General features: G+C 71.3%; 22 protein-coding genes and 1 pseudogene. 15 read left to right on the top strand and 8 right to left on the bottom strand.

Features of this window, described 5'->3' with window-relative positions; translation table 11 throughout:
• Positions 1–187 precede the first annotated feature (187 nt).
• From rdgB to BO64_RS03610, 9 genes are all read left to right on the top strand, one after another.
• Positions 188–787, top strand: coding sequence for an RdgB/HAM1 family non-canonical purine NTP pyrophosphatase (gene rdgB, locus BO64_RS03650; protein WP_496401917.1), 600 nt, complete (start codon positions 188–190; stop codon positions 785–787).
• A complete protein-coding gene (hemW, locus tag BO64_RS03645; protein WP_496401916.1) occupies positions 784–1,935 on the top strand; it encodes a radical SAM family heme chaperone HemW in 1,152 nt (383 codons plus the stop codon). The genes rdgB and hemW overlap by 4 nt, the downstream gene beginning before the upstream one ends.
• A gap of 38 nt (positions 1,936–1,973) precedes the next feature.
• Positions 1,974–2,840 carry a 16S rRNA (cytidine(1402)-2'-O)-methyltransferase gene (gene rsmI / locus BO64_RS03640; protein ID WP_496401915.1) on the top strand — a complete coding sequence of 289 codons (867 nt, stop codon included), beginning with the start codon at positions 1,974–1,976 and terminating at the stop codon, positions 2,838–2,840.
• Positions 2,837–3,241 (top strand): YraN family protein, encoded by a 405-nt coding sequence (locus tag BO64_RS03635; RefSeq protein WP_496401914.1) that lies wholly within the window; start codon positions 2,837–2,839, stop codon positions 3,239–3,241. Before rsmI ends, BO64_RS03635 begins: the two co-directional genes overlap by 4 nt.
• A gap of 24 nt (positions 3,242–3,265) precedes the next feature.
• Positions 3,266–4,081, top strand: a complete 816-nt coding sequence (locus tag BO64_RS03630) for a transglutaminase family protein (protein WP_496401913.1) — start codon at positions 3,266–3,268, stop codon at positions 4,079–4,081.
• 101 nt (positions 4,082–4,182) lie between these two features.
• On the top strand, positions 4,183–5,622 hold the full coding sequence (locus BO64_RS03625; protein ID WP_496401912.1) for an MBOAT family O-acyltransferase: 1,440 nt from the start codon (positions 4,183–4,185) through the stop codon (positions 5,620–5,622).
• A gap of 1 nt (position 5,623) precedes the next feature.
• Positions 5,624–7,273 (top strand): alginate O-acetyltransferase AlgX-related protein, encoded by a 1,650-nt coding sequence (locus BO64_RS03620; protein WP_496401911.1) that lies wholly within the window; start codon positions 5,624–5,626, stop codon positions 7,271–7,273.
• Positions 7,274–7,332: 59 nt separating this feature from the next.
• Positions 7,333–8,277 carry a glutathione synthase gene (gene gshB, locus BO64_RS03615; RefSeq protein WP_496401910.1) on the top strand — a complete coding sequence of 315 codons (945 nt, stop codon included), beginning with the start codon at positions 7,333–7,335 and terminating at the stop codon, positions 8,275–8,277.
• A gap of 150 nt (positions 8,278–8,427) precedes the next feature.
• On the top strand, positions 8,428–9,954 hold the full coding sequence (locus tag BO64_RS03610; RefSeq protein ID WP_496401909.1) for a YifB family Mg chelatase-like AAA ATPase: 1,527 nt from the start codon (positions 8,428–8,430) through the stop codon (positions 9,952–9,954).
• On the opposite strand, the gene BO64_RS03605 is transcribed toward BO64_RS03610, so the two are convergent.
• The 4 genes and pseudogenes from BO64_RS03605 to BO64_RS03590 form a co-directional block, all read right to left on the bottom strand.
• Positions 9,912–10,370: a hypothetical protein gene (locus tag BO64_RS03605; RefSeq protein WP_496401908.1), complete on the bottom strand. Its 459-nt coding sequence runs from the start codon at positions 10,368–10,370 to the stop codon at positions 9,912–9,914. The two genes, BO64_RS03610 and BO64_RS03605, sit on opposite strands and share 43 nt — an antisense overlap.
• Positions 10,371–10,433: 63 nt before the next feature.
• Positions 10,434–10,796: a hypothetical protein gene (locus tag BO64_RS03600; protein ID WP_496401907.1), complete on the bottom strand. Its 363-nt coding sequence runs from the start codon at positions 10,794–10,796 to the stop codon at positions 10,434–10,436.
• 192 nt (positions 10,797–10,988) lie between these two features.
• Positions 10,989–11,354 (bottom strand): hypothetical protein, encoded by a 366-nt coding sequence (locus BO64_RS03595; protein WP_496401906.1) that lies wholly within the window; start codon positions 11,352–11,354, stop codon positions 10,989–10,991.
• A 97-nt stretch (positions 11,355–11,451) separates the two neighbouring features.
• Positions 11,452–11,643: pseudogene (locus BO64_RS03590) on the bottom strand (response regulator transcription factor); the annotation flags it as partial.
• Positions 11,644–11,773: 130 nt separating this feature from the next.
• On the opposite strand from BO64_RS03590, the gene BO64_RS03585 reads away from it, so the two are divergent.
• The gene (locus BO64_RS03585) at positions 11,774–13,357 is read left to right on the top strand and encodes a response regulator (protein WP_496401905.1); all 1,584 of its coding nucleotides are present in this window, start codon (positions 11,774–11,776) and stop codon (positions 13,355–13,357) included.
• 33 nt (positions 13,358–13,390) lie between these two features.
• Complete coding sequence (locus BO64_RS03580; RefSeq protein ID WP_496401904.1) at positions 13,391–15,091, top strand: AmpG family muropeptide MFS transporter; 1,701 nt, start codon at positions 13,391–13,393, stop codon at positions 15,089–15,091.
• Positions 15,092–15,095: 4 nt separating this feature from the next.
• Here the strand turns inward: BO64_RS03580 and BO64_RS03575 are convergent, their stop codons facing one another.
• The 3 genes from BO64_RS03575 to rlmN form a co-directional block, all read right to left on the bottom strand.
• Positions 15,096–15,914, bottom strand: a complete 819-nt coding sequence (locus BO64_RS03575; protein WP_496401903.1) for a S1 family peptidase — start codon at positions 15,912–15,914, stop codon at positions 15,096–15,098.
• A gap of 4 nt (positions 15,915–15,918) precedes the next feature.
• Positions 15,919–16,341 carry a DUF350 domain-containing protein gene (locus BO64_RS03570; protein ID WP_496401902.1) on the bottom strand — a complete coding sequence of 141 codons (423 nt, stop codon included), beginning with the start codon at positions 16,339–16,341 and terminating at the stop codon, positions 15,919–15,921.
• 83 nt (positions 16,342–16,424) lie between these two features.
• Positions 16,425–17,594, bottom strand: a complete 1,170-nt coding sequence (rlmN, locus tag BO64_RS03565) for a dual-specificity RNA methyltransferase RlmN (protein ID WP_496401901.1) — start codon at positions 17,592–17,594, stop codon at positions 16,425–16,427.
• 135 nt (positions 17,595–17,729) lie between these two features.
• Between rlmN and BO64_RS03560 the strand changes: the two genes are divergently transcribed.
• The 3 genes from BO64_RS03560 to BO64_RS03550 all read left to right on the top strand — a co-directional run bounded on the left by BO64_RS03560 (position 17,730) and on the right by BO64_RS03550 (position 20,645).
• A complete protein-coding gene (locus BO64_RS03560) occupies positions 17,730–18,728 on the top strand; it encodes an NADPH:quinone oxidoreductase family protein (RefSeq protein ID WP_496401900.1) in 999 nt (332 codons plus the stop codon).
• 145 nt (positions 18,729–18,873) lie between these two features.
• Positions 18,874–19,722 carry an SDR family NAD(P)-dependent oxidoreductase gene (locus BO64_RS03555; RefSeq protein ID WP_496401899.1) on the top strand — a complete coding sequence of 283 codons (849 nt, stop codon included), beginning with the start codon at positions 18,874–18,876 and terminating at the stop codon, positions 19,720–19,722.
• Entirely contained in the window at positions 19,719–20,645 is a 927-nt protein-coding gene (locus tag BO64_RS03550; protein WP_496401898.1) for a DMT family transporter, read from the top strand. Before BO64_RS03555 ends, BO64_RS03550 begins: the two co-directional genes overlap by 4 nt.
• 20 nt (positions 20,646–20,665) lie before the next feature.
• On the opposite strand, the gene BO64_RS03545 is transcribed toward BO64_RS03550, so the two are convergent.
• Entirely contained in the window at positions 20,666–21,088 is a 423-nt protein-coding gene (locus BO64_RS03545; RefSeq protein ID WP_496401897.1) for a YkvA family protein, read from the bottom strand.
• Positions 21,089–21,139: 51 nt separating this feature from the next.
• Here BO64_RS03545 and BO64_RS03540 point away from each other — a divergent pair, with 51 nt between their 5' ends.
• Positions 21,140–21,922: an SDR family NAD(P)-dependent oxidoreductase gene (locus BO64_RS03540; protein ID WP_496401896.1), complete on the top strand. Its 783-nt coding sequence runs from the start codon at positions 21,140–21,142 to the stop codon at positions 21,920–21,922.
• Positions 21,923–21,945 lie beyond the last annotated feature (23 nt).

The following is a 21,945-nucleotide window of genomic DNA, read 5'->3' as shown; positions in this document are numbered from 1 at the left end:
GAACTCTCCTGTCTGGTGATGCTGCGCTGCAGCATCGGTTTGGATGGGACACGCTTCACTGTTGTGATTATCGATATGGCCGCATCGTTTCTCGATCAAATGAATATCGAGTAACGATATGAAACTTTGGTAATGTGGCCTGCTGCGGCTGCGGTATGATCCCGGCGCACAAGGAACGGAGAGACGAATGGCCCTGCGACTTGAGCCCGGCGCCCACCTGGTGGTGGCCACCCACAACCCCGGCAAGGCGCGGGAGCTGGCCGAGATTCTGGAGGGTCGTTTCGAGCTGGTGGCGGCGGGCGAGCTGGGCTTGCCCGAGCCCGAGGAGACCGAGAGCACCTTCGTCGGCAATGCGCTGCTCAAGGCCCGGGCGGCGGCCGAGGCCTCAGGCCTCGTGGCCCTGGCCGACGACAGCGGCCTCTCGGTGGCGGCCCTCGGCGGGGCGCCGGGGATCTACTCGGCGCGCTGGGCGGGTCCGGAGAAGGACTTCGCCATGGCCATGCGGAAGGTCGAGGAGCGGCTGGAGGAGGCGGGCGCCGAGGACTTCTCGGCCTGGTTCACCTCGGCCCTGGCGGTGGCCTGGCCCGGCGGCGCGGCGGTGGTGGTCGAGGGCCGGATCGACGGCGTGCTCACCTTCCCGCCCCGGGGCGACAGGGGCTTCGGCTACGATCCGATCTTCGTGCCCGAGGGCCTGGACCAGACCTTCGGCGAGCTGGAGCCTTCGGTGAAGGACGCCATGAGCCACCGCGCCCGGGCCTTCCAGAAGCTGAAGGCGGCGCTGTTGTGACCACCGCCGCAGCGGGCGGCGGCGCCTCCGGGGACATTCCCCTGGGCGTCTATGTCCACTGGCCCTACTGCGCGCGGATCTGCCCCTACTGTGACTTCAACGTCTTCCGGGCCCGGGGGCGAGAGGCGGAGGCGGCCGACCTCGTTCGGGCCATCGTCCGCGACCTGGAAGCCCAGCGCGAGCTTACCGGCCCGCGGCGGCTGGTCTCGGTCTTCTTCGGCGGGGGGACGCCCTCGCTGATGGACCCCGACCGGGCGGGCGAGATCGTGACGGCGGCCCGGCGCCTGTGGAGCCCGGCCCACGACCTGGAAGTCAGCCTCGAGGCCAATCCGACCGACGCCGAGGCAGGGCGGTTCCAGGGCTTCCGCGACGCCGGCGTGACCCGGCTGTCCCTGGGCCTGCAATCTCTCGACGACGACGCCCTTCGGATGCTCGGCCGCAACCACGGCGCCGGCGAGGGCCGACGCGCCGCCGAGACCGCCGCCCGGGTCTTTCCGCGGCTGTCGGTGGACCTGATCTACGCCCGTCCCGGCCAGACCCCCGCCGCCTGGGCCGCGGAACTGCGGGCGGCGGCGGACCTCGGGGCCGAGCATGTCTCGCCCTACCAGCTCACCATCGAGGCGGGCACGGCCTTCGAGCGGGCGGTGCGCCGGGGCGTGCTGGTCCCGCCCGCGGAGGAGCCGGCCGCCGAGCTCTACGAGACCACCCAGGACGTGCTCGCGGCCCTGGGGTTCGACGCCTACGAGGTCTCCAACCACGCCCGCGGGGAAGCGGCGCGCTCCCGGCACAACCTCGTCTATTGGCGGGGCTGGGACTATGTGGGCGTTGGGCCCGGCGCCCACGGCCGGATCACCACCGAGGCCGGCCGCCTCGCCACCCGCGCCGCCGACCGCCCCGCCGATTACATCGCCGGCGGCTTTGACCGCGAACTCCTGACGCCCGAAGAGGCGGCCGAGGAGCGCCTGCTCGGCGGCCTGCGCATCGCCGAGGGCGTGGCCCGCTCCGAGGTGGCGGCCCTGGCCATCCCGCCCGAGCGCATCGCCGGGCTCGTGGCGCTCGGTCTGCTGGCGGACGATCCCGAGCGGCTGCGCGCCACGCCCCGGGGCCGCCGAGTGCTGGACGCGGTGACGCGGGAACTGCTCGTCTGAGCCTTGCCATCCCGCGCGGGAGCGGCGAAGCCTGCGCCATGGCCCGCGCCCTGCCGCCCCCGATCCTCGACGACGCCCCGCTGGCGCCCGGCCTCTATGTGGTGGCCACGCCCATCGGCAACCTGCGCGACATCACCCTGCGCGCCCTGGACGTCCTGGCCCAGGCCGACCTGGTGCTGGCCGAGGACACCCGGGTGTCGGCCAAGCTACTGCAGGCCTTCGGCCTCTCGGCCCGGCTCGAACGCTGCGACGAGCACGGCGAGGCTCGCGCCACGCCCCGAGCCCTGGAAGTGCTGGCCAGCGGCGGGCGGGTGGCCCTGGTCTCGGATGCAGGCACGCCCCTGGTCTCCGATCCCGGTTATCGGGTAGTGCGTGAGGCGGCCGGCGCGGGGTTCCCGGTCATTCCGGTCCCGGGCGCCTCGGCCCTGCTGGCGGGGCTCTCCGCCTCGGGCCTGCCCACCGACCGCTTCCTGTTCGCGGGGTTCCCGCCGCCCAAGTCCGCCGCCCGCCGCACCTTCCTGGCCGAGATCGCCGGCTTGCGGGCGACCCTGGTGTTCTTCGAGGGCGGCTCACGCCTCGCCGCCAGCCTGGCCGACATGGCCGAGGTGCTGGGCCCCGAGCGCGAGGCGGTGGTCTGCCGCGAGCTGACCAAGCTCTATGAGACCATCGTGCGCGGATCGCTCGCCGAGCTGGCCGCCGACCCGCGCTTCGAGGCGCCGAAGGGCGAGATCGTCATCCTTGTGGGGCCGGGCCGCGAAGCCTTGGCCACCGCCGCGGACGCCGACGCCGCCCTCGCCGAGGCCCTCACCCGGCTCAAGCCGGCGGACGCCGCCGCCGAGGTCGCCAAGGCCCTCGGCCTGCCCCGGCGCGACCTCTACCGGCGGGCCCTGGAGCTCAAGCGGTGAGCCTCCGCCCGCCCGTCCCAGGCGCCCGGCGCGCCGAGCGGGCGACGCGCGGATCGAGCGCGCGGCGGGCTGGCCGCCGGGGCGAGGTGGCCGCCGCCCTGTGGCTGATGGCCAAGGGCTACCGCATCCTCGGCTTTCGCCTGAGGACGCCCCAGGCCGAGATCGACCTCCTGGCCCTGCGCGGCCGGGTGCTGGCGGTGGTGGAGGTGAAGCGCCGCGCCGACCTGGCCGCCGCCCTCGACGCCGTCTCCCACGACCAGCGCGAACGCCTGCGGCGGGCCGGCGCCGGCCTTGCGGCCAAACGTCCCGCCCTTAAGGGTGCGTCGGTTCGCCTCGACCTCGTGGCCCTCGCGCCGGGGCGGCTTCCTATGCATATTCCGGACGCCTGGAAGGGCGCATGAAAACGGGCGAGCTGTACGAGACGGATGGACCGCGCGGAGGCTGAGACGATCCTGCTGGAGGCAGGCGCCGCCCCTGAGGGCGAGTTCCCCCTGCTGGAGGCTGCGATCGCCTGCGCCATGCACGAGGACCCGACGCGGGATCCGTCCCTCGCCCGGGAGCTGGCCGCGGCGGGGGTCGAGCGCCTCAAGGACCGGCTGAAGCGCGAGAGTCCGGAGGAGGCCCTGGCCGAGAGCATGTCGGGCGACCTGCGGCTCACCGGCGACCTCTTCGCCACCGAAGGGCTGGGCAACGCCGACATCCTCACCGTCGCCGAAACCCGCCGGGGCCTCGCCGTCACGCTCGGGATATTCTACCTGCACGCCGCCCGCCGCTGTGGCCTGACGGTCCAGGGCGTCGACTTCCCCGGCCATTTCCTGCTGCGGATCGAAACCGAGGAGGGGCCGCTGGCCCTGGACCCGTTCTCGGAAGGCCGGGTGGTGCTGCCCTCCGAACTCACTCGCCGGGCGCTGCATGCGGGCCTGACGCCCAATGTCGCCGACCGCCTCGACCGGCTGATGGCGCCGGTGAGCGACCGGGCCGTGCTGATGCGGCTGCAGAACATCATCTTCGCCCGGGCCAGCAATGTGCGTGACTACGCCCGCGCCGAGCGGGCGGCCCTGCGCCGGGCGCTGCTCGACCCGGCCGACCACCGCCCGTGGCTGGACGTGGCCTCGGCCCGGGAAGGCCAGGGCGCGCTCACCGGCGCCCTGGAAGCGCTGCAGCGGGCCAGCGCCATCGACGGCGGCGCAGCCATCGCCGCCCGGGCCCAGCGGGAGCGCGTGCGCCTGCGGCTGAACTGACGGCCCCGGCGGTCGCGAGCGTCGGTCGCCGGCTTGCGGCCCGCCCGGCGACCCCGCATCCTCTCTGGCGATTCGACGGCGGGCGGGGCGTTCAGCGACGGATGGTCTTCAGCTCCGTCATCTTCATCTTCTATTTCCTGCCCCTTTTCCTGCTCGGCTACTATCTGAGCGGATGGCGGACGGGCGCCCTGCTCGCAGGCAGCGCCGTCTTCTACACCTGGGGCGAGGGCCCCTACGTCTTCCTGCTGCTGGCCCTGATCGGCCTCAACTACGCCGGCGCCCGCTGGCTGGACGGGCTGGCCGAGCCGGGACGGCGGCGCCTGGCCCTCGGCCTGCTGATCGGCGCCGACCTCGCCGTCCTCGGCTGGTTCAAGTACGCAGGCTTCTTCGCGGCCAATCTCAACGCCATCCTGCCGGGCGCGCCCCTGCCCGACATCGACCCGCGCCTGCCGCTCGGCATCAGCTTCTTCACCTTCCAGCTGGTCAGCTACCTGTTCGACGTGCACCGCCGGCAGGTGGAGGTGGAGCGCGACCCGGTCCGATTCGCCGCCTACATCCTGATGTTCCCGCACCTCATCGCGGGGCCCATCGTCCGCTTCGCCCACATCCGGGACGAGCTGCACGCCGACCGCCGCCGAACCGGCCGCATCGGCCTGGGCATCCAGTATTTCATCGTCGGCCTCTGCCAGAAGGTGCTGATCGCCAACTCCGTGGCGCCCCTGGCCGACCACGCCTTCGGCCTGCCGCCCGGGACCCTCGACGCCGGCACCGCCTGGCTGGGGATGCTGGCCTACACCCTGCAGATCTATTTCGACTTCTGCGGCTATTCGAACATGGCCATCGGCCTGGCCTTCATGCTGGGCTTCACCTTCCCGAAGAACTTCGACTACCCGTACATGGCCCGGTCGGTGACCGAGTTCTGGCGGCGCTGGCACATTTCCCTGTCGTCCTGGTTCCGCGACTACGTCTACATCCCGCTCGGCGGCAATCGCGGCGGCCGCGCCAGGACCGTGCGCAACCTGCTGATCGTCTTCCTGCTCACCGGCTTCTGGCACGGGGCGGCCTGGAACTTCATCGTCTGGGGCCTCTTCCACGGCGGCTTCCTGCTCATCGAGCGGTTCGGCGTCGGCCGCCTGCTGGAACGCCTGCCCAGGGTCGTCGCCGTCGTCTACACCCTGCTGACGGTGATGGCCGGCTGGGTGCTGTTCCGGGACGAAAGCCTCAGCGAGGCCCTGCGCTACTGGGCCGCCCTGGCGGACCCCGCCGGCTTCCGCCCCCTGCCGGTCGCCACCCAAGCGGTGCTGGACAATCAGGTCCTGGCCGCCCTCGCCCTCGGCTGCGTCTTCGCCTATCCGGTGCTCCCCTGGGCCATGGCCCGGCTCGGCGCGCCCAGGCTTCCGCCCTCGCCCACCATCGAGCCCCGCCTCGACACCCAGGGCGTCCATGTGCTGGCCACCCCGCTGCTGATCGCAGGCCTCGTGCTTTCGATCGCCTATCTGGCGGGCTCCAGCCTCAACCCGTTCCTCTATTTCCGGTTCTGACGTGGATCCGCTGAAGCGACACTGGGCCGGACTGATCGGGGCGAGCCTCGCCGTGCTGGCCGCCGGCTTCCTGGCGCCCCGGCTCGCCCCTGCGCCGGACCTGGCCGAAAACCGCCTGCCCGCCCCGGCGCCGCGGCTTCAGCTCTCCTGGTCGGCCCTGCGCGACTTCCCTAAGGAAGCCGACGCCTGGGTGGCCGACCATTTCCCGGCCCGGCCGCATCTGATCGGCGGGCTGAACCTGCTGCGCTATCGGCTGGGGATCAGCGGCGCGTCCAATGTGATCGTCGGGCGCCAGGGATGGCTGTTCTTCGACAACGGCTCGCACCTCGGCTCGGCGCGCAACGAGCCGGTCTACACCGACGCCCAGGCCCGGGAGTGGCTGGCGGCCCTGGCGGGCCGGACCGAAGCCCTGGAGGCGCGGGGGGCGACCTATCTGGTCATCGCCGCCCCCGACAAGGAGACCCTGTACGCCGAGTTCGGGCCGCGCTGGTACCCGGGGCCGAGCCGCAACCGCCCCGCCGAGCTGCTGAGCCGGCTGGCCGCCGCGTCCCAGGCGGGCGAGGTGCTCTATCTGCATCAGGCGCTGGAGACGCCGACCCGCTGGGGCCTGAGGACCTACACGCCCCACGACACCCACTGGACCGGGCTGGGCGCCTACTACGGCTACGCAGCGGTGATGCGGCGGCTGAAGGCTTTGGGCGTCGCCGAGGGGCCGCGGCCGCTCGAAGACTTCGTGGAGGTCCGCGAGCACGACCCCAACAAGCCGCGCAACCTGGCGCTGATGCTCGGCGTGGCGAGCTTCGTGGGGGTGGACTACCCCGAGTTCGACGATCCCCGCGTCGAAAACACCCTGACGGTGGAGTGGCTGACGCCGGTCAAGGACTGGACGGCGCCGCGGGTGGTCGAGACCGGCCAGGCGGGCAAGCCCGTACTGCTGATGACCATGGACTCGTTCTCCAACGCCGTCCTGCCGTTCTTCTACGGCCACTTCAGCCGCATCGTTCTCGCCCACAATCAGGACGGCCCCTGGCGCGAGGACCTGATCGAACGCTTCCGGCCAGACGTAGTCATCACCGAGGTGGTGGAGAACGGCCTGCCCCTGGTGCTGAACCCAGCGCCGCCCGCCAGCCCCGAGGCGCATGAGCGGATCGAAGCGGCCCTGGCGCGCCCGCATCGGGTGGCGGCCAAGGACCAGGTGGCCCGGCCGCAAGCCAAGGGGCCGATGCCCACCTTGAGCGGCGGCCCGGGGCCCGACGTCCTGGTGGGCGGCCGGCGCGGCGAATTCATCCCGGGCCGGGCCGGAGACGATGTGATCGAGGGCGGGGACGGCGCCGACATCATCCGCGCGGGGGCCGGCGACGACACCGTCGACGGCGGGGCCGGCGCCGACTGGATCAGCGGCGACCGCGGCGACGACATCCTGCGGGGCGGCCCTGGTCCGGACACCTTCGTCACCCGCGACGGGGTGGGAACCGACCGGGTGCTGGACTTCTCGGTCGCCGAGGGCGACCGGGTCCTGGTGGAGCCCGGTGTCGCCTGGGAGTTGCGCCAGGAGGGAGACGACGCCGTCATCGTCACCCAGGGCGGCAAGCTGGTGCTGGTCGGGGTGCGCGCCGACACCCTGCCCCGCGAGGCCATCGTCCGACGCTAGCGCCCGGCGAGCTTCGGGCCTATGTCCTCAGGCCTGAGCCGTTCAGCCCGAGGAAGCGCATGTCCCTGAAAGTCGCGGTCCAGATGGACCCCATCGAAGGCGTGAACATCGAGGGCGACACGACCTTCCTGATGATGGAGACGGCCCAGGCCAGGGGGCACTCGCTCTTCGTCTACACCACCGACAAGCTGGCCATGGAGGACGGCCGGGTGTTCGCCCGCGGTCGCGACGTGCAGGTGCAGCGGGTGGCGGGCGGCCACGCCACGCTCGGGCCGTGGCGGCGAGCCGAGCTTACGGAGTTCGACGTGGTGCTGCTCCGCCAGGACCCGCCGTTCGACATGCACTACATCGACACGACCTTCTTCCTGGAGGCGATCCACCCGCAGGTGCTGGTGGTCAACGACCCCCGCGAGGTGCGCAACGCTCCGGAGAAGCTCTTCGTCACCCGGTTCCCGGACCTGCAGCCCCCGACTCTGATCACCCAGGACCGCGAGGCGATCTACGACTTCCGCGCCCGCCACGGCGACATCGTCATGAAGCCGCTGAACGGCCGCGGCGGCTCGGGCGTCACCCGCCACCTGCAGGACGATCCCAACATCGACGCCATGCTGGAGCTGCACGCCCAGATCGGCCGAGAGCCGGTGATCGTGCAGAAGTTCCTGCCGTCGGTGACCCAGGGCGACAAGCGCATCCTGCTGGTGGACGGCGAGCCGGTCGGGGCCATCAACCGCTTGCCGCCGAAGGGCCAGATCCGCTCCAACATGGCCGTGGGCGGCGCGCCACAGCCGGTGGACCTCACCGCCCGGGACCGCGAAATCTGCGCCGCCATCGGGCCCGAGCTGAAGGCCCGCGGCCTGCTGTTCGTGGGCATCGATGTGATCGGCGACTACCTCACCGAGATCAACGTCACCTCGCCCACCGGCGCCGTGGCCCTGAAGCGCTTCACCGGGATCGACGCCACCGAGGTGATGTGGACCCGCATCGAGGCGATCCGCGCCGCCTGACGGCCTCGGGCGATAGCTGAGAAGATTTTCCCAAGTTACGGAGTCGTCTCACTTTCTCTAAAAGTTCTTTATATGTTCTTGATCCGGCCCGAGCTTCGTGCTCGATTTGTGGATAAGTTGATCTGAATTCCGCAAATTTCGGGGGGTCGGATGGCGGCGCGGGTGGTGACCCTGGCGTTCTCGGGCGTGGAGGCCGTGCGCGTCGACGTCCAGGTGCAGTTCACCGCCGGCTCGTTCGCCTTCGTCGTCGTGGGCCTGGGCGATAAGGCCGTGGCCGAGAGCCGCGAGCGGGTGATCGCCGCCTTCACCGGCATGGGCCTCGCCATGCCGGGCCGCCGGATCGTCGCCAACCTCGCCCCCGCCGACCTTCCGAAGATGGGCAGCCACTACGACCTGCCGATCGCCCTGGCGGTGATGGCCGGCATGGGGATCCTTCCCCCCGACGCCCTGGAAGGCTGGGCGGCCATGGGCGAACTGTCGCTCGACGGACGGATCACGCCGGTGGCGGGCGCCCTGCCGGCGGCAGTGGCCGCGGGCGGCATGGGCCTCGGGCTGATCTGCCCCGAAGCCTGTGGGCCCGAGGCGGCCTGGGCGGGCGAGACCCGCGTCCTCGCCGCCCCGTCGCTGGTCGCCCTGGTGAACCACTTCCGCGGAACCCAGATGCTGTCGCCGCCGAAGCCCGGGCCCATGGCGGACGACGAGCGCATCCCGGACCTGCGCGACGTGAAGGGACAGGAGAACGCCAAGCGGGCGCTCGAGATCGCCGCCGCCGGCGGCCACAACCTTTTGTTCTCGGGTCCTCCAGGCTCGGGCAAGTCGATGATGGCCGCCCGCCTGCCCGGCCTCTTGCCGTCCCTGACCAGCGAGGAACTGCTCGAGACCTCGATGATCCATTCGGTGGCGGGCCTGATCGCCAAGGGCCGGCTCACCCGCGCCCGGCCGTTCCGCAGCCCGCATCACTCGGCCAGCATGGCCGCGCTCACCGGCGGCGGCCTCAAGGCCAAGCCCGGGGAAGTCAGTCTCGCCCACAACGGGGTGCTGTTCCTGGACGAGCTGCCCGAGTTTGGCGCCCAGGCCCTCGACAGCCTGCGCCAGCCGCTGGAGACCGGCGAGGTGGTGGTGGCTCGGGCGAACGCGCACATCCGCTATCCCGCCCGCTTCCAGCTGGTGGCCGCCATGAACCCGTGCCGCTGCGGCGTCGGCGGCCCGGGCCGCGGCGCCTGCGGCCGCGCGCCCCGCTGCCAGACGGACTACCAGGGCCGCATCTCAGGCCCGCTGATGGACCGCATCGACCTTCAGGTGGAGGTTCCGCCGGTGACTCCGGCCGACCTGGCCTTGCCGCCGCCGTCGGAGGGCACCACTGAGGCCGCCGCCCGGGTGGCGGTCGCCCGGGGGCTGCAGACCGAACGGGCCGGGCGCCTGGGCGGGCCGGCGCTCAACGCCCAGGCGGACGGCGACTTCCTGCAGGCCGCGGCGGGCCTGGACGAGGCGGCCCACGCCCTGCTGAGCCGGGCGGCCGAAGCCGGCGGCCTGTCCGCCCGGGGCTGGACGCGGACCCTGCGGCTCGCCCGCACCATCGCCGATCTGGAAGGCGCCGACGCCGTGCGCCGGGTGCATGTGGCCGAGGCGCTGATCTATCGCCGCGTGGCGCCCGCCGGGGTCGGGGCGCTGGCCTGATCGGCGAAGCGCGGCGCCGTCCAGGCGCCGTAGGCGATGGAGAACAGCAGGAGATAGCCCCAGATGATCCCGGCCGTGAGGTAGGCCCAGCCGCCCACGGTGGGATCCACCAGCCGCGCCAGATGGGTCACCACCGCCAGCAGATGGAAGCCGGCGGCGAACAGCGGCCAGTAGCGCGCCGACCGCAGCCCCACCCAGATGAAGACCGCAAGCGCCCCGAGGTCGACCACCAGCACGCCCAGCTCAGGCTCAAGCCCCTGGTAGCGGGCGGCCAGCTTGGTCAGCAGCCAGCCGATCAGCACAGCGTGGGCGCAGATGCGCTCGTCCGGCCCGCCCCGCCGCATGGCCAGGGCGTACACCCCGAGCGTGGCGAGGGTCCACGGCAGGTGCGCTGGCGAAAAGAACTGCGAAAACAAGGAGGGCCCTCGGATCCGACCGAGGGCCCAGGATACAGGAACTGCCGACCTGCGGAACGGTCGTCAGGCGGCGCGAACCTCGCGCAGGCGACGGCCGCCCTGCTCGGTGAGCGACATGCCCGGCGCCGGCTTGTCCTGACCATCGCCCAGGGCCACGGCGCCCAGGCCGACCTGGGTCTGCGCCACGCTGAGCTCCTTGTGGGTCTCGACGATGGCGCGGCGGGCCTCGGCGAGGGCCATGATCGCCTGGCTGGCGCGTTCAACCGCGTCCTGGCCGACCAGCGCCGAGGCGCCGGCCATCTTGCGCAGGGACGGCATCACGCCGGTGAGTTGGGCGGTCTTGGCCAGGGCCGCGTCGATGGCGGCTTCGGCTTCAAACAGGGCCCCAGCGATCTGCTCGGCGGCCATACGACGTTGCTTGAGCATGAGCTCTCTCCCTCACGCCACGTTCGGTGGCGCGTTCTATGGTTTTCGGATTGACGGTTTCTGCGCCGTTCAGGCGTTAGGTTAAGGTCGCGGCAAGACCTTGCAGCGCGTGGAGACCGGCCAGCATGCCCCCGAAAGCGAGGGCCGTGATGATCGCCACAGCCACGATGACGCCCAGCCGCGCAAGCGGGCCTAGCTCATTGACGCCAGGTCCTGATCGGTGTCGGGCCGGAAGTTCTCGTCCAGGAGAACCCAGGTCAGACACAGGATTTCCCGGAGCACCATCTCCGGCGGCTTGAACGGGGCCAGCTTCCGGGTGGCTGAAACCAGGTGCCGCGCCATGTCCGCCTGGGCGGGCGTCGCCGACAGGTCGACGAGTTGCCGTTCCAGCTGGGTCCAGGAAAAGGCCGGTAGGGTCTCTTCCCGGTTGGCCAAGGCGGGCCACCTCGCCTCGAAGTCGTCGATCTCCCGACGCAGGCGGAGCGCTCGTCCGATCACTGCGCGGTTGTCGAATTTCTGCCAGTCGCCCATGGGCTCCCCCGTTGGTTGCGGGGTCATCCAGCCAGGGCTCGTCGGGGTTGTCTGTCCTGATCGCGTCCTGTCCTGACACGATCAGGACAGCCTGCGGATCGAGGCGGCGGAGCAGGCGCGCGGCCTCGTAGCGGTCGGTGACGCCCAGCTTGCGGCGCGCCCGGTCGCAATAGGTGTCCACCGAGGTCTTCGACATCCCGAGCTCGCGGGCGATCTGTTTCGAGCTCAGGTGCTGGTCGACAAGGCGCAAGCATTCGCGCTCGCGCTGGGTGAGCAGCTCGGCGGGGTTCGTCGGTGCTTCGGTCCGGGTCGCCATGACGTCCTTAATAAACGACGCCTTTGATGCGGCGTCTACTTTGGCGACGAACATCGTTAGGTCGTGCGATATTTCTGCTCGCCGCACGCCGGTTTGCGGACCGTTAAGCGGTCCGGCCTAGGCTTGCGCGATGCGCAGACCGCTGAGACCCCTTTCCGAGCGCCGCCCGACGCGCGCCCAGATCAGCGCTGAGCAGCTGGCGTCGCTCAGCCATGAGTTCCGCACGCCGCTGAACGGCGTCCTGGGCATGGCGCGGCTGCTGGAGGGCACGCGCCTGACCGCCGAACAGGCGACCTATGTGGCGGCGCTGCGGGAGAGCGGCCAGCACCTGCTGACCCTGGTCAACGACGTCCTCGACCTCGCCAAGCTGGGCGCCGGCCGCGTGGAGCTGCACCCCGAGCCGATGGACGTGGAGAGCCTGCTGCGCGGCGTCTGCGAGCTCCTGTCGCCCCGCGCCCGGGAAAAGGGCCTGGAGATCGCCTGGGCCGCGCCGGCCGAGCTCGGTCAGGTCCATGCCGATGAGAGCCGCCTGCGGCAGATCCTCCTCAACTTCGCGGGCAACGCCGTGAAGTTCACCGAGGCCGGCGGCGTGCTGCTCACCGCATCCGTCCCCGAACCCGGCCGCCTGCGCTTCACGGTCGAGGACACCGGGCCCGGCGTGGCAGCCCATGCCCGGGACCGCATCTTCGAGGCCTTCGCCCAGGCCGAGGCGAGCCACGCCGACCTTGGCGGCGCGGGGCTGGGCCTGGCCATCGCCCGCCGTCTGGCCCGGGCCATGGGCGGCGAGGTCGGGGTGGAGACGGTTGCGGGGGCGCTCGGCGGCACGGGCGCCAGCTTCTGGTTCGAAGCCGCCATGCCGGCGGCCGGGTCCCGCGACGGGGCGAATCCGCCGCTCGAGGGCCGCACGGTGGGGGTCGTCTCGCCCAACCCCGTGGTCCGGGAGGCCGCCCGGCGGCAGGTGCGGGCCAGCGGCGGCCAGGCCGTGACCGGCCCGGAGCTGATGGAGGTGCTTGAGAAGACCGCCCACGAGGACGTTGTGCTGCTGGATGGCGCAGGCGTCGCGCTCGAGCGCCTCGCGCCCCCCGCCGGCCGCACGGCGATCGTCCTCCTGGCGCCCGACGAGCGCGACCACATCCCGCGCCTGCGCCAGACGGGCTTCGCCGGCTATCTGATCAAGCCGCTGCGCCGCGCCTCCCTGGCCGAACGGGTGCTGATCGCCGCCGGGGCGGTGACCGAATCCGAGGCCGGGCGCGACGACGACCGCATCGCCGAGGCGGCCGCGCCGGGCGCCCGGGTGCTGCTGGTGGAGGACAATCCCATCAACGCCCTGCTGGCCCAGGCCCTGCTCACCCGCGAGGGCTGCGTCATCGAGCATGCGGCGGGCGGCGAGGAAGCCCTGGCGGCCGTGGGGGTCGGGGTCTTCGACCTGGTGCTGATGGACATGCGCCTGCCCGGCCTGTCGGGCGAGGAGACGGCCCGCCGGATGCGGGAGGCCGGGGTGAACGCCCCGATCGTCGCCCTCACCGCCAATGCCTTCGACGACGACCGCCGGACCTGCCTGGCCGCCGGTATGGACGATTTCCTGGTCAAGCCGCTCTCACCCGACGCCCTGCGCGCCGTCCTGGTCCGCTGGACCGGCCCCGGCCGGCGCGAGGCCGGCCGCGACCAAGGGCCCGGCTGGACGAACGGGGCGGCGCGCGCCAAGGTCGGGTGACGGCGCGGGGGCGCCCGAAAGGCCGGAGACTTCATGACCGCCGACGCTGCGGAACCCAAGCGGGGCGCGCTCCAGGCCCTCGCGATCTTCTTCGAACGTCGCGCCCTCGTGATGCTGGCCCTGGGCTTCGCCTCGGGCCTGCCGAACCTGCTGATCTTCGACACCCTCTCGCTCTGGCTTCGCGACTCCGGCCTGTCGCTGAAGGTCATCTCGATCTTCGCCCTAGCCACTCTCTCCTATTCGCTGAAGTTCCTCTGGGCCCCCCTGATCGACCGCACGACCATCCCCGGCCTCACCCGGATTCTCGGGCACCGGCGGAGCTGGATGCTGGTCCTGCAGGTGCTGGTGATGGCCGGCCTGTGGCTGATCTCCGGCGTCGACCCGGCCCGCAACCTGGCCCTCATGGCCAGCTTCGCCGCCTTCGTGGCCTTCGTCTCAGCCTCGCAGGACATCGTCATCGACGCCTGGCGGATCGAGGCCGCCGAGACCGAACGGCAGGGCGCCATGGCGGCGGCCTATCAGTGGGGCTACCGCGTCGCCATGGTGGTGTCGGGCGCGGTCCCGCTGCTGCTGGCCGAGGCCTACAACTGGAACATCTCCTATGCGGTGATGGCCGGGCTGATGCTGGCCGGCGTCGCCGGGGTGCTGGGCGCGCCCCGGGAGAAGGCGCACACGATACGCTCCATACACGCGGAGGGCGTGCCCAGGCGCCCCCTGCTGGAACTGCCCGAGTGGCTGGCGCGCCTCGCCATCTTCCTGTTCGGGGCCCTGCTGCTGGGCTCGGGCCTGGCCGCGGACGCCTCCATGCTCGCCGCCCTGTTCAGCGCCCAGGGCGCCACGGGCGCGGCCGAGATGATCCGCAGCGCCTGGGAGATGAAGCCGGAAGGGGTCTATGTGCAGCTGGCCTCGGTGGCCCTCGGGCTCGGGGTCATCGTTCTCGCCATCTGTCCGATCCCCGGCGTGCGCACGCGCCCGGGCGTCTACCTCTTCGCCGCCCTGGGCGAGCCGTTGGTGGAGTTCCTGCGCCGCTACCGGGGCGTCGCCGGCCTGATCCTGGCGCTGATCTGCGTCTATCGGCTGTCGGACTTCGTCCTCAACATCATGAACCCGTTCTACGCCGACCTCGGCTTCTCCAAGACCGAGATCGCCGAGGCCCGCAAAGTGTTCGGCGTGGTCATGACGGTCATCGGGGTGGGGCTCGGCGGCTATCTGGTGGCCCGGCTCGGCATGATGCGCGCCCTGGTGGTGGGCGCCTTCGCAGGCCCCCTCAGCAATCTCGCCTTCGCCTGGCTGGCCTTCCAGGGGCCGGAGCTCTGGGCCCTGTTCGTGGCCATCGGCATCGACAACATCGCCGGCGGCGTCTCGGGCACCTGCCTGATCGCCTACATGTCCAGCCTGACCTCGGCGGGGTTCACGGCCACACAGTACGCCCTCTTCTCGTCGCTCTACGCCCTGCCGGGCAAGCTGATCGCCTCGCAGTCCGGACGCATCGTGGAAAGCTCGGCCGCCGCGGCCGATGCGGGCGGCGTGCTCGCGGGCCTGAAGGCGCTGTTCCTGCGGCTGCCGCCCGAGGCCTACGCCACCGCCATGGAGAAGTCCCAGGTGACGCCGCCGGCCCTGGGCGCGGGCTATGTGATGTTCTTCGTCTACTCCGCCGTCATCGGCGTTGCGGCGGTGATCCTGGCCTTTGTCGTGGCCGCAAAACAGGCGGCCCTGGGCCCCGCGAAAGACTGACCGCTCACTCCGCCAGGCACACCACCTGGGCCACCCGCAGGCTGCGGCGCAGGTCGTCGGCGGCGTAGAAATAGTTCTGCGGAGTCAGCGTCGGCCCCTCGGCGTTGGCGGCGAAGCGGCGGCCGCTGGCGGCCAGGGCCGCCTCCACCACCTCGGGCGAGGTCGTATAGATCCGACCTCGGCGGGGGCTCTCGGCGATGGTCACCCCGATGACGCGACCCTGGGCGTCCAGGGCGGGCGCGCCGGACAGGCCGCCCAGCGATCCCTCCAGGCCCTTGGTGCGGCCGGTCTCGGCCCAGACCAGCACCGGCTCCGACCGGGCGCCCCGGCCGCGCACCACCAGGGTCTCGCGCCCCAGCAGCCGCGACGTGGCCTCACCCGGCTCGCCCTGCGGGAAGCCGGGGTGGTAGGCGCGCTGGCCACGCCGCAGCGGCTCGTCGAGCGCCAGGGGCAGGGGCTCGGCGCCGCCCTCGGTGATCAGCAGGGCCGCCTCCCCGCGCGGGTCGATCTGGACATTGGCGGCCACGCCGACCCCGTCGCCGACCACGAGCGCCGCCTTCGGACACCCCTCCACCACGTGCCGGGCCGTCAGCCAGACCCCCGAGCGGGCGATGGAGAAGGCGGTGCCGGTGGCCGGGCCGCCCTGGTCTGGGACGTCCACGACCACCGAGGGGTCGAAGGGCGAGGCTGGTCCCAGGGGCTCGCCCACCTTCGGCGGCGGCGCGGGCGCGTCGGCGCGCTCGCCGCGTCCGAGCGCCGCGAACAGCAGCGCCACCACGACGGCGGCATAGACCACCCAGTCCGGCAGCCGGGGAAAGTGCATCGGATCAGCCGGTCACCGCCGCAGCCACGATCACGGCGGTGGAGAGCTTGGCCCCCACCAGCAGGGCGGCGGCGGCCATCTCGCCATCCTGGATGCGCCTGGGCAGGCCGTGCAGCATCACGTCCACCAGCCGGAACACCAGCAGCTGGACCACCACCGTGGCCGCCCCCCAGAGGCCGATCTCGATGAGGTTGGTGGAGGCCTGGAGCGAGACGGCCAGCGGGATCGCCAGCCCGAGCATCACCCCGCCGAGCGACACGGCGGCCGCCGCATTGCCCTCGCGGATCAGGGTGATCTCTTTGTGCGGCGTGAGCAGGACGTAGAGCGCCGACGCCCCCAGCAGGATGAGGATGGTGACGACGATGTGCAGCAGGGTGATCGGAAAGCCGGTGGCGAAGGCCTGGATCTCAGGCGACGGCGTAGGCATCTGGTCTCTCCCCCGAACGGACTTGCTCCGCGTCTAGCACGGCGGGGTGAGGCGGAATACGGGCCGGCCGGCTGGCGCCGGCCTCAGGCCTCCGCCTCCAGCTTCCGGCGGGCGCTGGCGCGCAGCTTCTCGCTCTCGCTCTTCAGCTGGCCGCAGGCGGCCAGGATGTCGCGGCCCCGGGGCGTCCGGATCGGCGAGGCGTAACCGGCCCGATTCAGCACCGCCGCAAACCGCTCGATCGTGCCCCAGTCCGAACATTGGTAGGCGCTGCCCGGCCAGGGGTTGAACGGGATCAGGTTGATCTTTGCGGGGATGCCCTTCAGCAGCTGCACCAGGGCCTTGGCCTCGGCCGGGCTGTCGTTGACGCCCTTCAGCATCACATATTCGAAGGTCACCCGCTTGGAGTTGGAGAGGCCCGGATAGGCCCGGATGGCCTCCATCAGCTCGGCGATGGGATACTTCTTGTTGAGCGGCACCAGCTTCTCGCGCAGCTCGTCGTTGGTGGCGTGCAGCGAGATGGCCAGCATGGCCTGGGTCCGCTCGCCCAGGGCGGCGAGCTGCGGCACAACGCCCGAGGTCGAGACCGTGATCCGCCGACGCGAAATGGCGATGCCCTCGTTGTCGGCGATGATGTCGATGGCGGCGGCCACGTTGTCGAGGTTGTAGAGCGGCTCGCCCATGCCCATGAACACGATGTTCGACAGGCGGCGGTCCTCCTTGGGCGAGGGCCATTCGCCGAGATCGTCCCGGGCCACCTGCACCTGGGCGACGATCTCGGCCGCCGTCAGGTTGCGCACCAGGGCCTGGGTGCCCGTGTGGCAGAAGGTGCAGTTGAGCGTGCAGCCCACCTGGGACGAGACGCACAGCGCCCCCGCCCGGCCTACGTCCGGAATGTAGACCGTCTCCACCTCGATGCCCGGCGCCATGCGGATCAGCCACTTGCGGGTGCCGTCCCGGGAGACCTGCCGCTCGACCACCTCGGGGCGCGAGATCGTGGAGCGCTCGGCCAGCAGCGCCCGGGTCTCCTTGGCCACGTCGGTCATGGCCGCGAAGTCGGTGACTCCGTAGTGGTGCATCCAGCGCCAAAGCTGAGAGGCGCGCATGCGAGCCTTCTCGGGCCGGGCGATCTCCAGCTCCACCAAGCAGGCGGCGAGTTCCGCCCGGGTCATGCCCGAAAGGTTCGGCGGCTTGGCCACGGTCTGGGTCGCAAGCGGCTGGGCCGGCGCGCGGCTGAGGTCGAGGGTCACGCCCACTGGAAGGTCCTTGTGCGAGGTCGCGGAATATAGGGGAGGCTGGCCCCGGGACCAACTGCGGCGCAAAATCCAGCTTTCAAACGCCCGTTCGAATGGCTAGCGTCGCCGCCAGCAAACGGATTGGAGAAGACGCTCATGAAGGCCCTGCTGAGCAAGCAAGTCGGTGGTCCGGACACCCTGGTGCTCGAGGACGTGGCGGCTCCCGAAGCAAAGGCGGGCCAAGCCGTCGTCGAGGTAAAGGCGATCGGCGTCAACTTCCCCGACGTGCTGATCATCGAGGACAGGTACCAGTTCAAGCCCGAACGGCCGTTCTCGCCGGGCGGCGAGATCGCCGGGGTGGTCAAGAGCGTCGGCGAGGGCGTCACCAATGTGAAGCCCGGCGACCGGGTGCTGGGCAACACCGGCTGGGGCGGCATGGCCGAGGAGCTGGCGCTCGACGCGGCCCGGCTGGTGAAGATCCCGGACTCCATGCCCTTCGACGAGGCCGCCGCGTTCATCATGACTTACGGCACCAGCTGGCATGCCCTGAAGGACCGGGCCCAGCTCAAGGCCGGCCAGACCATGCTGGTCCTGGGCGCCGCCGGCGGCGTGGGCCTGGCCGCGGTCGAGCTCGGCAAGGCCGTGGGCGCCCGGGTGATCGCCGCCGCCTCCAGCCAGGAGAAGGTCGACCTGTGCCTCTCCAAGGGCGCGGACGCCGGCGTGGTCTATCCCCGCGGCCCCTTCGACAAGGACGGCCAGAAGCAGCTGGCCCAGCTCTTCAAGGAGGCCACCGGGCCCAACGGCGCCGACGTGATCTATGACGCCATCGGCGACGCCTATGCCGAGCCCGCCCTGCGCTCCATCGCTTGGGAGGGGAAGTACCTGGTGGTGGGCTTCGCCGCCGGCGAAATCCCGAAGATCCCGCTGAACCTCGCCCTGCTGAAGGGCTGCGAGATCGTCGGCGTCTTCTGGGGCGCCTGGGTGGGCAAGAACCCGCAGAAGCACCGCGAGAGCGTGGCCGAGCTGCTCGCCATGTACGAGCAGGGCAAGATCAAGCCTTACGTGTCCGAACGCTTCCCGCTCGAACGGGCGGCCGAGGCCATCAAGCACCTGGCCAGCCGCAAGGCCATGGGCAAGGTGGTGGTCACCGTCTAGGACCAAGCCGTCGTCCCGGACGGCCCGCAAGGCCGATCCGGGACCTGCCCCGCGCGCGCCTTCCCAGCGCATGCCTCGGCCGGGATGACGGGCGCGAATTTCGCCGCTAGTGATCGCTGATAACCAGAACACGAGGGAGGGTCCCATGGCGGGTCGTCTGGACGGCAAGGTGGCGGTGATCACGGGCGGGGTCTCGGGGATCGGCCTCGGCGCGGTGGAGCTTTTCGTCGCCGAGGGCGCCAAGGTGGTGGCCGCCGACATCCAGGACGAGAAGGGCCGGATGCTCGAGCAGCGGTTCGGCGGCGCCGTCCGCTACGCCCACTGCGACGTCACCTCCGAGGCCGACATCGCCGCCGCCCTCAACCTGACCAAGTCCGAGTTCGGCGGCCTGGACGTGCTGTTCAACAACGCCGGCATCTCCGACATGATGCGGACGGTGGCCGAGATCGAGCCCGAGCGCTGGAACTGGGTGTTCGACATCCTTGTGCGCGGCCCCGCCCTGGGCATCAAGCACGCCACGCCCCTCATGCTCGAGCGCGGCGGCGGCTCGATCATCAACACCGCGTCCATCGCCGGCCTGCAGGCGGGCTGGGGGCCGCTGGCCTATTCCTCGGCCAAGGCGGCGGTGATCCACATGAGCCGCTGCGCCGCGGCCCAGCTCTCGCCGCAGAAAATCCGGGTCAACGCCATCTGCCCCGGCCTCATCGCCACCTCGATCTTCGGCGCTTCCCTGGGCCTGCCGCGGGAGATCGCCGACCAGATGGCCGCCCGGGTGGCCGAGAACGCCCCCAAGGCGCAGCCCATTCCCAAGGCCGGCCTGCCCGAGGACATCGCCCGGGCCGCCCTCTATCTCGCCTCCGATGACAGCGTCTTCGTCACCGGCCAGCATATCGTCGTGGACGGCGGGATCACCGTGGGCTCCCGCCACGCCTGGGACCAGAGCGCGGCCTCGCCGCTGATGGAACTGTTCGCCGAGGTCGCGCCGCAGGGATGACCGACGAACCGGCCGGGATCGAACAGCAGGCCCGGCCGGGCCTGAGTCCCAATGTCCGGGGCGCGCTGTGGATGCTCGCCTCGGCCCTGGGCTTCACGGTCATGACGACCCTGATCAAGTTCCTCGGTGAGGACTACCCGGCCGCGCTCCAGACCTTCTACCGCCAGGCCGCTGGCTTCGCCGTGCTGCTGCCGGTGATCGTGCGCCAGCGCAGCGCGGCCTATGCGACCACGCGGCCGGGCATCCTGTTCTTCCGCTCGGCGGCGGGCACCATCGCGCTGATCCTGTCGTTCTACGCCTTTCAGAAGCTGCCGCTGGCGGACGCCAACGCCCTGTCGTTCACCCGCACCCTGTGGCTGGTGCCCCTGGCGGCCCTGGTGGTGCGCGAGCCCATCGGCCCGCTCCGCATCGCGGCGGCGGTGGTGGGCTTCCTGGGCGTGCTGCTGATGATCCGCCCCGGCGCCGACGGCTTCGCCATGGGCCTGCCGGCCCTCGCCATGCTGGCCTCGTCGTTCCTGTTCGCGCTCACCATCACCGGCATGAAGGTGATGACCCGCGACCATTCGCCGACGGTGCTGCTGGTCTGGGCCATGACCCTCGGCCTGATCTTCTCGATCCCCGGCGCCATCCTCACCTGGCGCTGGCCAGCCCCCGTGGACCTCGCCCTGCTCTGCGCCATGGGCGTCATGGGGACCGCGACCCAGGCCTGCTACATCAAGGGCATGCAGGTGGGCGACGCCGCCGCCATGGCCCCCATCGATTACACCCGGCTGGTGTTCGCCGCGGCCGCCGGCCTGCTGCTGTTCGGCGAGGTTCCCACGGTCTGGACCCTGGCGGGCGCCGGCGTGGTCGTGGCCTCGACGCTGCTCATCACCTGGCGCGAGCACCAGCTCGCCCGCCGCCGGCGCGACAGCCAGGCCTGACACCCGCCGAGACCGTCCGGTCAGCCGTCGCTGCGCATGTCCTCGATGGCGCGCCGGGCGGCCTCCTTGTGCCGAGGCTTCAGGTTCTTGCCGATGACGCTCATCAGGGCCGCGAAAACCGCCGCGTCGTCCGTGTAGCCGAGGCCAGCGATGAAGTCGGGGATCGCGTCGGTGGGCAGGACGAAATAGGCCAGGGCCGCCAGCATCATCCCCTTGGCGGCCATGGGGGTCTCGTCGTCCCGGGCGCAGAACCAGACCGCCAGGGCCTCGCGGGCGAACGGCACACGGGCGGCCACCTTCCGGATCTTCGGCCAGAAGCCGCGAGTCACCCGCTCCTCGTTCAGCTGCATGACGGCCGGAACCAGGGCGTGATCGCGGGCGATCGGGGCCTGCGGATCGAAGCCGGAATTGACGTTGGGTGACGCTTTTTCGCGGGCGCTCATCGAGCTAAAGCCTTCGCCGAGTTGACTTTATCATAGGGGAGCGGAGCGCTCATGGAACTCAATTCATCCGTTGCCGCGGTGGTCACCGGCGGCGCCTCGGGCCTCGGCGAAGCCACCGTGCGGGCGCTGGCGGCCAAGGGCGTCAAGGTCGCCATCTTCGACATGAACGAGCAGAAGGGCGAACAGGTCGCCAAGGAAGTCGGCGGCGTCTTCTGCAAGGTCAACGTCACCTCCGAGGAAGAGGTAGACGCCGCCTTCGCCAAGGCCCGCGCCGCTCACGGCCAGGAGCGCATCCTGGTGAACTGCGCCGGCACCGGCAACGCCATCAAGACCGCCAGCCGGGACAAGCAGACGGGCGAGGCCAAGCACTTCCCGCTCGACGCCTTCAACATGATCATCCAGATCAACCTGGTCGGCACCTTCCGCTGCATCGCCAAGTCGGCGAAGGGCATGCTGGACCTCGAGCCGCTCGCCGACGGCGAGCGCGGCGCCATCGTCAACACCGCCTCGGTGGCGGCCGTGGACGGCCAGATGGGCCAGGCGGCCTACTCGGCCTCCAAGGGCGGCGTCGTCGGCATGACCCTGCCGATCGCCCGCGACCTGGCCGGCGAAGGCATCCGCGTGAACACCATCCTGCCGGGCATCTTCAACACCCCGCTGATGCAGGGCGCCCCGCCGCAGGTGAAGGAGGCCCTGGCCGCCTCCGTGCCGTTCCCCAAGCGCCTCGGCAACGCCGAGGAGTACGCCTCCCTGGCGCTGGAGATGATCACCAACGGCTACTTCAACGGCGAGCACGTCCGTCTGGACGGCGCCATCCGCATGGCCCCGCGCTAGGCGGAATTCTCAGCGGAAACGCG

It is taken from the genome of Phenylobacterium composti DSM 19425, assembly GCF_059568645.1.
This window is presented reverse-complemented; position numbering and strand designations above follow the sequence as displayed.